This is a genomic window from Pseudomonas sp. FW305-E2, from assembly GCF_058782925.1.
On record NZ_JBYSYE010000015.1, the window covers coordinates 1 to 14,410 of the forward strand.

Here is a 14,410-nt window from a genome sequence, read left to right on the forward strand (position 1 = left end):
GAGTGTGGGCCCAAGGTGTGCACCTTGGGCCCGTCACCCGAATCAGCTCAACTCCAGCCAGATCGGCGCATGGTCCGACGGCTTTTCCATCCCGCGCAGCTCATAGTCCACGCCCGCTGCCTTGATGCGCGGCACCAGCGGCTGCGAGGCCATGATCAGGTCGATGCGCAGGCCGCGCTTGGGCTCGTCCTCAAAGCCGCGGCTTCGGTAGTCGAACCAGCTGAAACGGTCGGTCACCTCCGGGTACAGGTGGCGGAAGCTGTCTACCAACCCCCAGCCTTTCAAACGTTCCATCCACTCACGCTCCTCCGGCAGGAAGCTGCACTTGCCGGTCTTCAGCCAGCGTTTGGCGTTGTCCGGGCCAATGCCGATATCACAGTCTTGCGGCGAAATGTTCATGTCGCCCATCACCAGCACTGGCTGGTCGTTGCGGAACTGGCTTTCCAGCAGTGCCTGCAGGTCGCTGTAGAAGCGCTGCTTGGCCGGGAACTTGGTGGGGTGGTCGCGGCTTTCGCCCTGGGGGAAATAGCCGTTCATGATGGTGATCGGGCTGCCGTTGGCATCGGCAAAGGTACCCCAGATGAAGCGGCGCTGGGCATCTTCTTCGTCGGTGGCAAAGCCCTTGTGCAGGCTCAGCGGCGCCTGGCGCGACAGCAGGGCCACGCCGTAGTGGCCTTTCTGGCCATGGTAGTGCACGTGGTAACCCAGTGCCTGCACGTCGGCCAGCGGGAACTGATCGTCGCTGACCTTGGTTTCCTGCAGGCCGATCACGTCCGGCTGGTGCTTTTCGATCAGCGCCGCCAGCTGATGCGGGCGGGCCCGCAGGCCGTTGATGTTGAAACAGACGATCTTCATGGAAAGACAATCCCGGTAAAAGGCGCGATGCTAGCCGACATCGACCTGCATCACCAGCATGGCGGCCAGGCGAGCCTGCTGCTAACGTGCTGTTGGGGGTGAACGAAGCACGCTGGGGCACCTCCAAGGCACTGAACGCCCATTCCAGGAGGTCTGCCCGCAATGCCCGAAACCACAGCCGCCCCGGCCCGTGTCTGCCTGCTCGACGATGGTTACAGCCGCGAGGCACGTTCGCTGCTGTACAACGCCTACCGCCACGAGCCCACCTTCGCCTACATCTTCGAAGCCCAGCGCCCGGGGTATGAGCGGCGCCTGCGGGTGATGGTGCGCGAATGGGTGCGCCAGCACTTCTACCTGCAACTGCCCGCCATCGGCCTGCTGGTCGAGGACCGCCTGATTGCCCTGGCCCTGATCGTGCCACCGCAGCGCCGGCTGGGCGTGGCCGACAGCTGGGCCTGGCGCCTGCGCATGATGCTGGGTACCGGCCTGCGCTGTACGCGGCGCTACATGGACTACCAGGCTGCATTGGCCAGCTGTCTGCCCACTGACCAGGTGCATGTGTTGCCTTTGCTGGGGGTGCACCCGCAGTTTCAGGGCAAGCACTACGGCGAGCAATTGTTACAAGCTGTGCACGACTGGTGCGCGGAAGACCCAGGCACCCAAGGGGTGGTGCTGGACACCGGTAACGAGCACTACCTGGCTTTTTACCAGCGTCAGGGTTACGAGGAAATTGGCGAAGTGGCTGTAGGACCAATCCGAGAGAGGGTGTTCTTTCATCCTAATCCAGTCTCTTCAAAACCCGCTTTTGCCTGAACAGGCCGCCGGGCGGCTCCCTTGAGCGCCTGGCTCTGGTAGCATGCGCCGCATGACGTATTCAGGAAGATTGACCTGGGGCCTGGTTTTCTGGGTCGCCAGTTTCGCAGCATGGGGCCAGAGCGAGTTGTTGGTGAAGGTGAAGCCGGCCAACAAGGCGCTCAAGGCCAATGTCGAAGGCTATATAGGCACATTGGGTGACCGCGACGAAGAAGCTCTTTTACGCTTCAGTCGCGGGGCAGAGGAGCAGGCGCGCAAAGCGGCGCAGGCACTCGGCTACTATCAGGCGCAGATCGATACCGAGGTCAAGCCCGCCAGCGACGCAGACCATCCCCCACAACTGATCATCAGCATCAACCCGGGCGAACCGATTCGCCTGCGCAACGTGACCGTGCGCATCGAGGGCCCTGCCAGCGAGATGAAGGCCTTCCGCGTGCCTGACAGCAAGGCCCTGCGTGCGGGTGAACAACTCAATCACGGCCATTACGAGGATGCCAAGCGGCTGATCCAGAACCAGGCGTCGCGCTATGGCTTCTTCAGTGGGCGCTTCAGTAGCCAGCGCCTGGCCGTCGACCCGCAAGCCGGTGTGGCCGATATCGATCTGGTCTATCAGAGTGGCCCGCGTTATCGCCTGGGCGCCGTCACCTTCGGTGGCGACACACCGCTGGACGAGGACCTGCTGCAGCGCATGGTGTCGTTCAAGCCGGGTACCCCTTACGACTCGGAACTGGTCGCAGAGCTGAACAACGACCTGCAATCGAGCGGCTATTTCGAAGGCGTGCGTGTGGATGCGGCACCCACTGCTGCTGTGGGCGAAGAAGTCCCGGTGGATGTTCACCTGGAAACCCGTAAACCACGCACCATGGGCCTTGGCCTGGGCTTCTCGACCGACGTCGGGCCGCGCGGCAAGGCCAACTGGACCCGCCACTGGGTCAACCCGCAAGGCCACAGCTATGGCTGGGAAACCGAACTGTCGGCCCCGCGCCAGAACGTCGGCCTGTGGTATGACATTCCGCTTGATCCGCCGCTGACCGACAAGCTGCGCTTTGCCGGTGGCTACCAGAACGAGGAGCTTGCCGGCACCGACACGCTCAGCAAGTTGTTGACGGTCGGCCCCGAGTGGCACAGCAAGCTGCCCAGTGGCTGGCAGCGGGTGATTTCGCTCAAGTACCAACGCGAAGAATATCGCCTGGGTGATGACTCCGGATTGAGTAACCTGTTGATGCCTGGCATCAGCTATTCCTTCCTGCGCAGTGACAACCGCATCGATCCGCACAATGGCTATCGCCTGCAGTTCGATGTTCAAGGTGCCAAGGAAGGGCTGGTTTCCGACACCAACCTGCTGCACGGCAACGTATTGCTCAAAGGCCTGACCACGCTCGGCCACAACCATCGCTTTCTCGGGCGCGTACAGTTTGGTGGCAGTGCGACCAATGGCTTCAAGAACAACATTCCGCCGTCGCTGCGTTTCTTCGCGGGTGGCGACCAGAGTGTGCGCGGTTACGACTACCAGACCCTGTCGCCTAAGAACAGCGACGGTGACCGTATTGGCGGGCGCTACCTGGTGGCAGGCAGTGTCGAGTACCAGTATTCGCTGACCGAAAAATGGCGGGTTGCGACGTTCGTCGACCAAGGCAACTCGTTCAATGACCTGGAGCTGCCCAGCCTCAAGACCGGTGTCGGGTTTGGTGTGCGCTGGGTATCGCCGGTCGGGCCGCTGCGCCTGGACCTGGCCAAGGCGTTGGATGACGAAGGGGGCATTCGCCTGCACTTTTCCATGGGGCCCGAGCTGTGAAACGCGTAATCAAACTTACTTCACTGGGCCTGCTGGGGGGCGTCGCGAGCATGGGCCTGGTGCTCGGCTTGCTGCTGGGTACCCAGGCCGGCAGCCGCTGGGCACTGGGCAAGGTGCCCGGGCTTGAAGTGGCCGACTTCCAGGGTCGCCTGGCGGGCAGTTGGCAGGCCAGCCGGCTAACCTGGGCCGACGGCGGCAGCACGGTAGAGATGCAGGCGCCGTCGCTGGCCTGGTCGCCTGCCTGCTTGCTGCGCGCGACCTTGTGCATTGACCGGTTGCAGGCAGACCGCATTGACATGGCCTTTGCGCCAAGCACTGAACCCACCGAGAGCGCCCCGCTGCAATTGCCGACCCTGCGCTTGCCGCTGGCCATCGAACTGGGCGAGGTCAAGGTCGGGCAGCTGCGCCTGGATGGCAGTGATCTGCTTGGCGATTTGCAACTGGCTGCGCACTGGACCAATAGCGGGATACGCATCGACAGCCTGCGGCTGCTGCGCGACGACCTGCAATTGAGCCTACAGGGCGACCTGCAACCCGAAGGCGACTGGCCGGTAACACTACAGGCGCAATTGCAGTTGCCTGCGGTAGACGAAAAACCCTGGCAACTGGCACTGACGGCCAATGGCCAATTGCAGAAGACGCTGGAGCTCGCCGGCACCAGCAGTGGTTACCTCGATGCCACATTGAGCGGGCAGTTGCAGGCATTGGCCGAGCACCTGCCGGCGACCTTGCACATCCGCTCCGAGGCGTTCAAGCCGGCTGGTGCGTTGCCTGACACCCTGCAATTGAACGCGCTCGAGCTCGATGCCAAGGGCGATCTGCTCGATGGCTATCAACTGTCTGGCAGGGCCAGCCTGCCGGCCGAGCAGTCACCGATCGCCTTGGTCCTGTCCGGTCTGGTCGACAGTAAAGGCGCCAGGCTCGATGCCCTGGACCTGACCGCCAGCGACAGCCAACGGGTCAAGCTGCAAGCCACGGCTGACTGGCAGCAAGGCCTGAGCGCCGATGCGCAGCTGGACTGGCAGGACTTCCCGTGGTTGCGTCTGTACCCACTGGAGACACCGCCCGAGGTCACCCTCAAGCGCTTCAATACCCAGGTGCATTATCGTGATGGCAATTACCAGGGGACTTTCACGGGGGACCTGGACGGCCCGGCAGGAGCGTTCAGCCTGGCCAGCCCGTTCGAAGGTGACCTCACCCAGGTGAAACTGCCGCAGTTGGCGCTGACCGCCGGCCAGGGCAAGGCAGCCGGCAGTGTCGCCGTCCGTTTTGCCGACACCCTGGCCTGGGATGTCGACCTGCAGCTCTCCGCGCTCGACCCTGCCTATTGGCTGGCCGAGCTGCCCGGTACCCTGGCGGGGCCACTGCGCAGCAAAGGCGAACTGAAAGGCGATGCACTTACCCTCGATGCCCAGCTTGACCTCAAAGGCCGCCTGCGTGGCCAGCCAGCCATGCTCAAGGCCGAGGCCCAAGGGGCAGGGCAAAGCTGGACCCTGGGCGCACTGGCTATCCAGCTGGGTGACAACCGCATCAACGGCAGTGGCAGCTTGCAACAGCGCCTGGCTGGGCGAATCGACCTTGACTTGCCGCGCCTCGGCCAGTTGTGGCCAAGGCTGCAAGGCCGGGTCAAGGGCCGGCTGGATGTCGCCGGCACCTTGCAGGCCCCGCAAGGTACGCTCACCCTGCAGGGCCAGCGCTTGGCTCAGGGCGAAAACCGCCTGCAGCAGTTGGACCTGGATGCCCGCCTGGACAACGCGCAACGCGGTGTAGTCGGGCTCAAGGCAACCGGTATCCACCTGGGTGATACCGCGTTGGGCACGTTGCAGGCCAACGGCAAAGGCGACATTCGCCAACAGGCCTTGACCCTGGCGCTGGATGGCCCGCAGCTCAAGCTCGACCTTGGCCTGGATGGGCAGTTGAACAAAGGTGACTGGCGCGGGCGCCTGGCCACTGGCCGCATCCAGGCCGGTGGCCAGGACTGGCAGTTGCAGGCGCCCGCACGCCTGCAGCGGCTGGCCAGCGGCCAGCTTGACTTCGGGGCCCACTGCTGGCGCTCCGGCCAGGCAAGCCTGTGTGGCGACGACCAGCGGCTGGCCCCCGAACCGCGCCTGCGCTACCACCTCAAGCAGTTCCCGCTGGGCAGCCTGGCCCAGTGGCTGCCGAAGGACTTTGCCTGGCAAGGCCTGCTCAATGCCGATATCAACCTGGACATCCCGGCCAGCGGCCCCAAGGGCACTGTCGTTGTCGATGCCAGTGGCGGCACCTTGCGCGTACGCGACAAAGGCCGTTGGGTCGATTTCCCTTACCAGGCCCTGCGGCTGGACAGCACGCTGGCACCGCGGCGCATCGATACGCGCCTGGCATTTCGCGGTGAGCGCCTGGGTGAGCTGAACGTCAACGCCCGGCTCGATCCGCTGGGCAAGAACAAACCGTTGTCGGGTGATTTCCGCCTGGCCGGGCTGGACCTGTCGGTGGCCCGCCCATTCGTGCCCATGGTCGAACGCCTGGCCGGGCAGCTCAATGGCAGTGGTCGGCTTTCAGGCACCTTGCTGGCACCTCAGGTCAACGGCAACCTGATGCTCAGCGGTGGCGAAGTCAGTGGCGCCGAGCTGCCGGCCAGCCTTCAGGACCTGTCATTGCAGGCGCTGATTGCCGGCGAGCAAGTGCAGCTCAACGGTAACTGGCGCAGTGGCGAGGCGGGACGTGGCCAGTTGAGCGGCAACCTCACCTGGGGGCAGGCACTGGGCATGGACGTGCGTCTGCAAGGCCAGCAACTACCGGTCGCGGTCGAGCCCTACGCCACACTGGAAGTTGCCCCGGACCTGACCTTGCGCCTGATCGATGACAAGCTGGCGGTGACCGGCAAGGTGCAGGTGCCCAAGGGCAAGATCACTGTACGAGAGCTGCCGCCGTCCACGGTCAAGGTGTCGGATGACACGGTAATCGTCGGTCACCAGACCGAGGAAGGCAAACCACCCATGGCAATGGCCATGGACATCGATGTCGAAGTCGGCCGCGACAAGCTGTCGTTCAGCGGCTTCGGGCTGACTGCCAACCTGCTGGGTCATGTGCACATCGGCGATAACCTCGATACCCGTGGCGAACTGAGCCTGGCAGACGGCCGCTACCGTGCCTACGGCCAGCGCCTCACCATACGCCGGGCGCGTCTGCTGTTCGCCGGCCCGATTGACCAGCCATACCTGGACATCGAAGCGATCCGCAAGGTTGACGATGTGATAGCCGGCATCCGCCTGAGCGGCAGCGCCGAGCAGCCGACGACCAAAGTGTTCTCGGAGCCGGCCATGAGCCAGGAGCAGGCGCTTTCGTACCTGGTATTGGGGCGGCCATTGGGCAATACCGGCGAAGATAACAACATGCTCGCCGAGGCGGCCCTGGGCCTGGGCCTTGCCGGGAGCGCCGGCATAACCGGCAGCCTGGCGTCGAGCCTGGGGATCGACGACTTTCAGCTGGATACCGAAGGTTCTGGCAACAGCACCAGCGTGGTCGCCAGCGGTAACCTTACCGAGAAACTCAGCCTTCGTTACGGGGTGGGCGTGTTCGAACCGGCCAACACGATCGCGTTGCGTTACAAGCTGAGCAAGAAGGTTTACCTCGAGGCCGCCAGTGGGCTGGCAAGCTCTCTGGACATCTTCTACAAGCGCGACTTCTAGGCCCGTAGCGTGGCGGCCATCAACGGACGGTGGCCGCCTCGATGAACTCGTTGGTGTCGGGTGAGGGCGATGGAGTGGTGGCGCGTACCGGGACGATCAGGTTGGTGTATTCCTCGATCAACCGGTTCAGGGCCTCTGGCGGTTCGCTCGCCTGGAACTGCATGCGGATCTGCACTTCGTCGGGGTCGCGGTTTTCGCCCTGGCGGCCTTGGCCACCAATGGTGACCTTGAAGCTCGCGGCCTTGCTCTCGCTCGCGGTCAGCAGTGCCTGCTGCGCCTCGGTGCCTTTGACCCTTACCGACAGGTCGACCTGCATGCGCTCAAGGGCCAGGCCTTTCGGTGACACCAGCGCAAACAGGGGGACGCGCATGATGTGCTGCCCATCCATGGCCACCTCGACCATCTTGGCTTTCATGGGGGCGCCCAGCGCTTCTGTGTCGCACTCGAAAAACTGGTCGAACAGGTTGATGTACTGTTGGGCAATCAGGCTGTTGGTGGCACTGGCGGCTTCTTGCAGGCCGCGGGTAATTTCACGCAGGTCAATGGAGGTCATGGGGGCGGGGGGCTTTTGCAACGATTCGACTCCTCAGGCCAGGGTGTGCCCCTCCGGCTACCGGCAGGAGGGGCTATGGGTCAAGCGCTAGCGTTTTACGGGGTCGGTAGGTTTGCAGGCGCGGCCCGTTTCAAGGTGTCCGCCTGGGATATTTCGTCGGGGCTTTCCAGTGCGGCGGTTCGGACAATGGTTGGCTTGGTTGCGGCGTCAGTGAGGAACTCGATTACCCTCATCATCGCTTCGGGCGGTTCCTGACGCTTCAGGGTCGTGTTGAAGGCATAGCGGGCACGGGTGTCTGTTTTACGGGTTTGTGTGGATTTGTGGCTCACGCTGCCTTTCACGTTAAGCCTGAACGGCCCCCATCCCAGTGAGCCGGTAGCTTCTGCACTCATGTCCTTGTTGGAAACATCTTCCGACATCTGGTTGATAACCAGCTCGAACTCTACATTACCCTCTTCGATGGAAATGTTCGGGTGGGTAATGGCCGCCATCAGCGGCACTTTCATGGTCTTGCTGACCACCCCTTTGTATTCGCCCTGTTCGTCGACGATGGTTTCGTCGTAGTCGAACTGAATGGCTACTGCCTTGCCATCCTGGACGCATACCTGCATCAGGAAGTCGGCGTAGGATTTGCTGGCGGTGACCTGCGCCTGGACCATGGCCTGCAAGGGACCGGCGATCATGCGGTCCATCGGCAGGGCATTGATCACGGAGCCTATAAGGCTGTTATCTAACGACATATCGGGAAGCTCGCTTTATCTAGTGGGGTAAGGCCGCCGCGAATAGCAGCCAAGGTGTCCGGACGTCAGCGCGTGCAAAGCTCCTGGCGCCGGATGTTGCCGATCTGTCGCAGGCTCAGGCCGTACTTGTTGGCCAGCAGGCTGCGGGACAAACCGTTGGCGCTTTCCTTCTGGATCTGCTGGTTGCGCAGCTGACGCAGAAAGTGGTCAGCCTTGGGGATCTCCAGGGCGACCCCGGCAAAGCGCTTGATCAGTGCGTCGAGCGCTTCGGCCGGCAGCACGTCAGCGAGCTTGGTGCGCTCGCGGTGCTTGGGGATGTACTTGGGCCTGCCGCCGTAGGCGCAGGTCAGTTGGTAGGCGTTTTCGATGCCGATACAGTCGATCAGTGCCTGCAGCGAGTGGGGCAGTTGGCTGATATCGATCTGGCTCAAATCTGGCATTTGCATATGGCGCTCCTTCGGGGTAGATGGGATGTGCGACCCGATCACCCGCGGCGTTATGTCGAAGGTGTGAGCAAATTCTGTGCGACAGCCGAGGCGCGTCGCTAGGCGGCATATGGGTTGGGGGTTGTAGCTTCGGTGAACAGGATTTGCAGGCAGCGATATCTGGCGCTGTAGGAAATGGCGTCGACATCTGGCTGTGCTTCCTGGTTTCCTGTCGGGTCGCTCGCGATGATGCGGAGCGGGTGCGGCACCCCTCAATCGCACGGGTAGCTGCTCAGCAAGCTGGCGCTACCCAGATAGGCTTGAGGGGTGGCGCGCATGCCCGGCGGCAACGTGCGCCAATCGACCAGCAGGCACAGCGCGTGCAACGGCTGGCCGTTGCGCTGGCCGATGACCTGGTCGGCAAAGTGGCGGCGGTACAGTACCTGGGTCTGATTCAGAGGCTGTGCCTGGTCGGCCTGCGCCAGCGTTTGTCGGGCCAGGTCGGGCAAGCGGGCTGTGGGCACGCTGAAATGTACCGGTGCGGCGTCGGTCTGCAGGTAGCCGGCCTGGCGTACGCGTTGCCACAGTTGTTGCCATTGGCTGGCACCGGCATGGGTGGCCAACTCACGGCCCAGTTCGAGCAGGTGTTCGGTTGGCGTCTGCTGGGTGTCCAGTGCATGAAGGGAGAGCGGGGTCAGTAACAGCGATGCGAACAACAGGGGTTTGTACATGGTGCCTCCGGCGTGGGTGCTAGGAAGCCCCATGCTTTCAGGCTGACGTCACCCCACCCAGCAGGAAATCCAGCGCCGGGGGCGGTGACCGTTGTATCATTGCCGCGGCTCGTTGCGAGCCATTTGCCCCTGATGTTGCAAGGAACATTCGATGACACACGTGCAGCGCCTCAAATATTCACTTCTGATCATCCTGGTGGTACTGGGCCTGATGCTGGGCCTGTCCCACCTGCAGAAGCAGGGCACGATCAGTGAGCAGACCTTCCAGATGCTGGCCATCGCCATTGCCGTGGTGGTCGTGGTGATCAACGGCATTCTGCGGCGCAAGGTCAAGCCCTGATCTGCGCGGGCCGGCCAGGTATGGCCGGCCATGCGCTCAGCGCGAGGGTGTTTGCTCCAGTACGGCGCGCGCCTGGGGGTTGAGCCTGTAGCACTTGTCGCTACCCAGTTGTATGACGCCTTCGGTGCACAGGCGCTTGAGCACTTCACGCACACTGAGGAACGACAGCGGGATATCCAGTTGTTCCAGTTGTGCGTGCACCCCGCGTACGCCAATACTGCGGCCATTGCGGTCGGCGGCGTGCAAGGCATCGATAACCTTGAGGCGGATCAGGCTGGTGCGCAGGCCGAAGGTGCGCAACAGTTCGCGGATCTGTTCGTTGCCGATTCGTTCTTCAGCAAATACGTCCTGTCCCTTGGACGTTTTGCCTGGCGCGCGCCCGGCCTGGATCGAGGTTTGCGGGTTGTACATGCGAATGCTCCTTTTCGTGGACGAACCCGAAATGTGGGTGGCTCACTTACTAGGACGAATGAGCACGCAAAAACTGCAACCCATTCGTGAAAAAAATGCCTGTTTCTCATCAAGACGTTCCATCGCCTTGTAATACGTAAAATATTCATCTGGCCATTCGTCTGATCGGGATGACCCCCGAACCCGAGGAGTGCCCGTGTTTCCACTTTGCCGTCCCATGACTTGCGTCGGCCTGGCCGCTGCCCTGGTGGCCTTCAGCGTCGGTGTGCAGGCGCAGCCCGCGCCAGCCGACGCCAGTGCCCAGATCCGCTATACCCGATACGGCGTACCGCATATCGTGGCCAAGGATGAGCGTGGCCTGGGCTATGGCGTCGGCTATGCCTACGCCCAGGACAACCTATGCCTGCTCGCCAATGAAGTGCTGACCGTGAGCGGTGAGCGCTCACGCTATTTCGGCGCCAAGGGCAAGACCCTGGAGCAGCGTGACAACCTGACCAGCGACCTGTTCTTCACCTGGCTCAATAGCCCAGCGGCGGTCGATGCCTTCCTGCAGGCGCAACCCGCGCCGGTGCAGGCGTTGCTGGCGGGTTACGCCAGCGGCTACAACCGGGCGTTGGTCGAACGCCGTCGTCAAGGGCTGCCCGCCGAGTGTGGCGATGGTGAGTGGGTGCGGCCCATCAGCAGCCAGGATCTGGTCAAACTGACCCGCCGTTTACTGGCCGAGGGCGGTGCCGGGCAGTTCGTCGAGGCGTTGGCAGGGGCGCAACCGCCAACGCTGGCCCGTGCGCAATCGTCAGCGGGCTTTGCCAGCGCGTTGGCCCGGCAGGAGCGGTTCGCCGCGGAGCGCGGCAGCAATGCGGTGGCAGTAGGCGCGCAGCGTTCAGCCAATGGCCGCGGCCTGTTGCTGGCCAACCCGCACTTCCCGTGGATGGGCGGCATGCGCTTCTACCAGATGCAACTGACCATTCCTGGTCAGCTTGATGTGATGGGCGCGGCGCTACCGGGACTGCCGGTGGTCAACATCGGTTTCAACCAGCACCTGGCGTGGACGCACACCGTCGACACTTCCAAGCACTTCACGCTCTACCGCCTGCAACTCGACCCCAAAGACCCGACGCGCTATATGTTTGATGGCAAGTCGCTGCCGATGGCCCGGCAAACCATCCGTGTGGCGGTCAAGGGCACGGATGGCAGCCTGAGCCAGATTGAGCGGCCGGTCTACAGTTCGCAGTTCGGCCCGGTGGTGCAATGGCCAGGCCGCCTGGACTGGGATGCGCAGGCGGCCTACAGCGTGCGAGACGCCAACCTTGAGAACTCGCGGGTGTTGCAGCAGTGGTACCAGATCAACCGAGCCGACAGCCTGGCGGCATTGAAGGGATCGGTCGAGCAGTTGCAAGGTATCCCTTGGGTCAACACGCTGGCCGTGGACGAGGGAGGGCGGGCCTTGTACCTGAACCAGTCGGTAGTGCCCTATGTTGACCAGCAACTGTTGGATACCTGCAGCAGCCCGCAGGCACAAGGGCGCCTGGTGGTGCTGGATGGCTCGCGTAGCGCCTGCCAGTGGAAGGTTGACGCGCAGGCGGCGCAACCGGGCATCTTCCCGGCGCGGCTGCTGCCAAGCCTGGAGCGTGAAGACTTCGTTCAGAATTCCAACGACCCGGCCTGGATGGCCAACCCGGCGCAGCCGCTGACCGGCTACTCTCCACTGATCAGCCTCAATGATCAGCCGCTGGGCATGCGTGGCCGCTTTGCCTTGCAGCGCCTGCAGGGCAAAGCCCGGTTAGGTGCTGATGAACTGCAGCGCATGGTCACCGATGATGAGGTGTACCTGGCCAGCCTGGTGTTGCCGGACCTGCTGCAATGGTGCAAGGGTGCCAGCGCAGATGTGCAGGGCGTGTGCAGCAGTCTGGCCGCCTGGAACGGCAAGGCCGACCTCGACAGTGGCATGGGCCTGGTGCACTTCCAGAACCTGTTCAATGCGCTGGCCGAGCACCCGGAAAGCTGGCGAGTGGCATTCAACCCGGCCGACCCGCAGCACACCCCGCGCGGCCTGGCTGTCGAGCAGGCGGTGGTGAGCAGGTTGGTACATCAGGCAGCACTGGCGTCGCTCAAGCAGGTCAGTGAAAGTGGCGTTGCCGGGGAAGCGCGCTGGGGGCAGGTGCAACAGGCCCTTGATGGTACGCCGGTACCAGGTGGCCCGCAGGCGCTAGGGGTGTACAACGCGATCTACAGCGTGCCGCACGGGCAGGGCAAGCGGCTGGTGGTGAGTGGCACCAGCTACCTGCAACTGGTCAGCTTTACCGACAAGGGGCCAGAAGCCCGTGGCCTGCTTGCGTTTTCCCAGTCGAGTGAAAAGTCTTCGGCGCATGCCAGTGACCAGACCAAGGCATTTGCGGCCAAGCAACTGGCGGTGATTCCGTTTACCGAGGCGCAGATCAAGGCAGACCCGGCGTATCGGGAAGTGGTGATCAGTGAGCGGGACAAGGGGGTGGTAGTCAGCCAGCCCTGAAGCGTCAGCCTGCGCCGGCCCATTCGCGGGTAAACCCGCTCTCACAGGAATCGCTCCGCTTGCAGCGTTGATGCGGAGCCTGTGGGAGCGGGTTTACCCGCGAAGAAGGCGACCCGCCGGGTCAGGAAAACTCGAACGGCGCCAGCTGAAAGCCCTGCTCGTCAACCTGCAAGGCCCAACCGCGGCGGTCCCAGTCGCCCAGTACGATACGCCGTGCCGGCTGGCCATCGACCACCAGCTTGTGAATCGCTGGCCGATGGGTATGGCCATGCACCAAGGTGCGCACGCCATGCGCCGCCATTACCTTGGGGACTTCCTCTGGCGTGACGTCGACGATTTCGGTGGACTTCATCCGCACTTGCGTGCGGCTTTCGCTGCGCAGCTTGCGTGCCAGCTTGTAGCGGGCCGACAGCGGCAGGTGGCGCAGGATCCACAAGCTCAGCGGATTGCGCAGCAGGCGGCGCATCTTCATGTAGCCCAGGTCGCGGGTGCACAGGGTGTCGCCATGCATCAGCAGCACCTGTTCACCGCCCAGCTCGATCACGCTGGGGTCGCTCAACAAGGTGCAACCAGCGGCATCGCAGAAGGCCTGGCCAATCAGGAAGTCACGGTTGCCATGCATCAGGTAGATGGCCGTGCCACTGTCGCTCAGCCGGCGCATGGCCTGGCAGATCGACTGCTGGAAGGGCGTCATGGCATCGTCGCCAATCCACGCTTCGAAGAAGTCACCAAGGATGTACAGGGCCTTTGCGTGGCGGGCGCGGCCATCGAGCAGATCAAGAAACGCCCGGGAAATATCCGGGCGTTCTTCTTGCAGGTGCAGATCAGAGATCAGCAGAATCACTCAATGATCTCGGCTTTCTCGATGATCACGTCGTCCTTCGGTACGTCCTGGTGGCCAGCTTTGGAGCCGGTGGCCACTTTTTCGATGGCGTCGACCACTTCACGGCCTTCGATCACTTCGCCGAATACGGCATAACCCCAGCCTTGCACGTTCTTGCCGCTGTGGTTGAGGAAGTCGTTGTCGGAGGCGTTGATGAAGAACTGCGCCGAGGCGGAGTGCGGCTCCATGGTACGGGCCATGGCAATGCTGTACTTCTTGTTCTTCAGGCCGTTGTCGGCTTCGTTCTGGATGCTGGCGCGGGTTTTCTTCTGGCTCATGCCGGCCTCGAAGCCGCCGCCCTGGATCATGAAGCCTTTGATCACACGGTGGAACACGGTGCCATTGTAGTGGCCGTCCTTGACGTACTGAACGAAGTTTTCGGTAGTCAGTGGCGCTTTCTCGGCGTCCAGTTGCAGGACGATGTCGCCGTGGTTGGTGCTCAGTTTGACTTTGGACATGCTGAAACTCGCTCTTTCAAGGCAATCAGAAATTAGGGTGCGCAGGGCGCCGGTTATCACCTGACGTATGTTCAGGCGATCACGACACATGGCGCGCACTGGCCATTTTGCCAGGCTGCGGCAAAAAGCCGTGATAAATCACATCAGTTTGTCCGGGCGCGGCTGTCAGCAGCTTGACTGCTTCGGCTATGATAGGCCCTTTGATTCAATCGGCCTACCCAGGCTG

Annotated in this window: 13 protein-coding genes; 5 read left to right on the top strand and 8 right to left on the bottom strand. The window is 62.9% G+C overall.

Features of this window, described 5'->3' with window-relative positions:
• Nucleotides 1-42: 42 nt before the first annotated feature.
• The gene (gene xthA / locus AC3WLP_RS13620) at nt 43-855 is read right to left on the bottom strand and encodes an exodeoxyribonuclease III (protein ID WP_012052545.1); all 813 of its coding nucleotides are present in this window, start codon (nt 853-855) and stop codon (nt 43-45) included.
• 162 nt (nt 856-1,017) lie between these two features.
• Between xthA and AC3WLP_RS13625 the strand changes: the two genes are divergently transcribed.
• From AC3WLP_RS13625 to AC3WLP_RS13635, 3 genes are read left to right on the top strand one after another with little or no spacing between them, the layout of a single operon-like run.
• Nucleotides 1,018-1,668: a GNAT family N-acetyltransferase gene (locus AC3WLP_RS13625; RefSeq protein WP_004576713.1), complete on the top strand. Its 651-nt coding sequence runs from the start codon at nt 1,018-1,020 to the stop codon at nt 1,666-1,668.
• A 52-nt stretch (nt 1,669-1,720) separates the two neighbouring features.
• Entirely contained in the window at nt 1,721-3,463 is a 1,743-nt protein-coding gene (locus tag AC3WLP_RS13630) for an autotransporter assembly complex protein TamA (protein ID WP_088512537.1), read from the top strand.
• Nucleotides 3,460-7,134: a translocation/assembly module TamB domain-containing protein gene (locus AC3WLP_RS13635; protein WP_088512234.1), complete on the top strand. Its 3,675-nt coding sequence runs from the start codon at nt 3,460-3,462 to the stop codon at nt 7,132-7,134. Before AC3WLP_RS13630 ends, AC3WLP_RS13635 begins: the two co-directional genes overlap by 4 nt.
• A 19-nt stretch (nt 7,135-7,153) precedes the next feature.
• Here AC3WLP_RS13635 and AC3WLP_RS13640 read toward each other — a convergent pair whose 3' ends face one another.
• From AC3WLP_RS13640 to AC3WLP_RS13655, 4 genes are all read right to left on the bottom strand, one after another.
• Nucleotides 7,154-7,708: a DUF2589 domain-containing protein gene (locus tag AC3WLP_RS13640; protein ID WP_017147663.1), complete on the bottom strand. Its 555-nt coding sequence runs from the start codon at nt 7,706-7,708 to the stop codon at nt 7,154-7,156.
• A gap of 74 nt (nt 7,709-7,782) precedes the next feature.
• On the bottom strand, nt 7,783-8,427 hold the full coding sequence (locus tag AC3WLP_RS13645; protein ID WP_012052541.1) for a DUF2589 domain-containing protein: 645 nt from the start codon (nt 8,425-8,427) through the stop codon (nt 7,783-7,785).
• Nucleotides 8,428-8,492: 65 nt separating this feature from the next.
• Complete coding sequence (locus tag AC3WLP_RS13650) at nt 8,493-8,873, bottom strand: Mor transcription activator family protein (protein WP_003248057.1); 381 nt, start codon at nt 8,871-8,873, stop codon at nt 8,493-8,495.
• Nucleotides 8,874-9,124: 251 nt separating this feature from the next.
• Complete coding sequence (locus AC3WLP_RS13655) at nt 9,125-9,583, bottom strand: hypothetical protein (protein ID WP_012052540.1); 459 nt, start codon at nt 9,581-9,583, stop codon at nt 9,125-9,127.
• A 151-nt stretch (nt 9,584-9,734) separates the two neighbouring features.
• Between AC3WLP_RS13655 and AC3WLP_RS13660 the strand changes: the two genes are divergently transcribed.
• On the top strand, nt 9,735-9,923 hold the full coding sequence (locus AC3WLP_RS13660) for a hypothetical protein (protein ID WP_003248064.1): 189 nt from the start codon (nt 9,735-9,737) through the stop codon (nt 9,921-9,923).
• 36 nt (nt 9,924-9,959) lie between these two features.
• Here the strand turns inward: AC3WLP_RS13660 and AC3WLP_RS13665 are convergent, their stop codons facing one another.
• Nucleotides 9,960-10,334, bottom strand: coding sequence for a hypothetical protein (locus AC3WLP_RS13665; protein WP_012052539.1), 375 nt, complete (start codon nt 10,332-10,334; stop codon nt 9,960-9,962).
• 196 nt (nt 10,335-10,530) lie between these two features.
• Between AC3WLP_RS13665 and pvdQ the strand changes: the two genes are divergently transcribed.
• Nucleotides 10,531-12,843 carry a bifunctional acylase PvdQ gene (pvdQ, locus tag AC3WLP_RS13670; protein WP_088512233.1) on the top strand — a complete coding sequence of 771 codons (2,313 nt, stop codon included), beginning with the start codon at nt 10,531-10,533 and terminating at the stop codon, nt 12,841-12,843.
• Nucleotides 12,844-12,964: 121 nt separating this feature from the next.
• Here the strand turns inward: pvdQ and AC3WLP_RS13675 are convergent, their stop codons facing one another.
• Nucleotides 12,965-13,687 carry a UDP-2,3-diacylglucosamine diphosphatase gene (locus AC3WLP_RS13675; protein ID WP_012052537.1) on the bottom strand — a complete coding sequence of 241 codons (723 nt, stop codon included), beginning with the start codon at nt 13,685-13,687 and terminating at the stop codon, nt 12,965-12,967.
• The gene (locus tag AC3WLP_RS13680) at nt 13,684-14,184 is read right to left on the bottom strand and encodes a peptidylprolyl isomerase (RefSeq protein WP_010953805.1); all 501 of its coding nucleotides are present in this window, start codon (nt 14,182-14,184) and stop codon (nt 13,684-13,686) included. The genes AC3WLP_RS13675 and AC3WLP_RS13680 overlap by 4 nt, the downstream gene beginning before the upstream one ends.
• Nucleotides 14,185-14,410: the final 226 nt, after the last annotated feature.

Excerpts from the sequence above, each read along its gene's own strand:
- xthA (WP_012052545.1), bottom strand. The coding sequence starts at position 855 with ATGAAGATCGTCTGTTTCAACATCAACGGCCTGCGGGCCCGCCCGCAT.
- AC3WLP_RS13625 (WP_004576713.1), top strand. The coding sequence starts at position 1,018 with ATGCCCGAAACCACAGCCGCCCCGGCCCGTGTCTGCCTGCTCGACGAT.
- AC3WLP_RS13630 (WP_088512537.1), top strand. The coding sequence starts at position 1,721 with ATGACGTATTCAGGAAGATTGACCTGGGGCCTGGTTTTCTGGGTCGCC.
- AC3WLP_RS13645 (WP_012052541.1), bottom strand. The coding sequence starts at position 8,427 with ATGTCGTTAGATAACAGCCTTATAGGCTCCGTGATCAATGCCCTGCCG.
- AC3WLP_RS13650 (WP_003248057.1), bottom strand. The coding sequence starts at position 8,873 with ATGCAAATGCCAGATTTGAGCCAGATCGATATCAGCCAACTGCCCCAC.
- AC3WLP_RS13655 (WP_012052540.1), bottom strand. The coding sequence starts at position 9,583 with ATGTACAAACCCCTGTTGTTCGCATCGCTGTTACTGACCCCGCTCTCC.
- AC3WLP_RS13660 (WP_003248064.1), top strand. The coding sequence starts at position 9,735 with ATGACACACGTGCAGCGCCTCAAATATTCACTTCTGATCATCCTGGTG.
- AC3WLP_RS13665 (WP_012052539.1), bottom strand. The coding sequence starts at position 10,334 with ATGTACAACCCGCAAACCTCGATCCAGGCCGGGCGCGCGCCAGGCAAA.
- AC3WLP_RS13680 (WP_010953805.1), bottom strand. The coding sequence starts at position 14,184 with ATGTCCAAAGTCAAACTGAGCACCAACCACGGCGACATCGTCCTGCAA.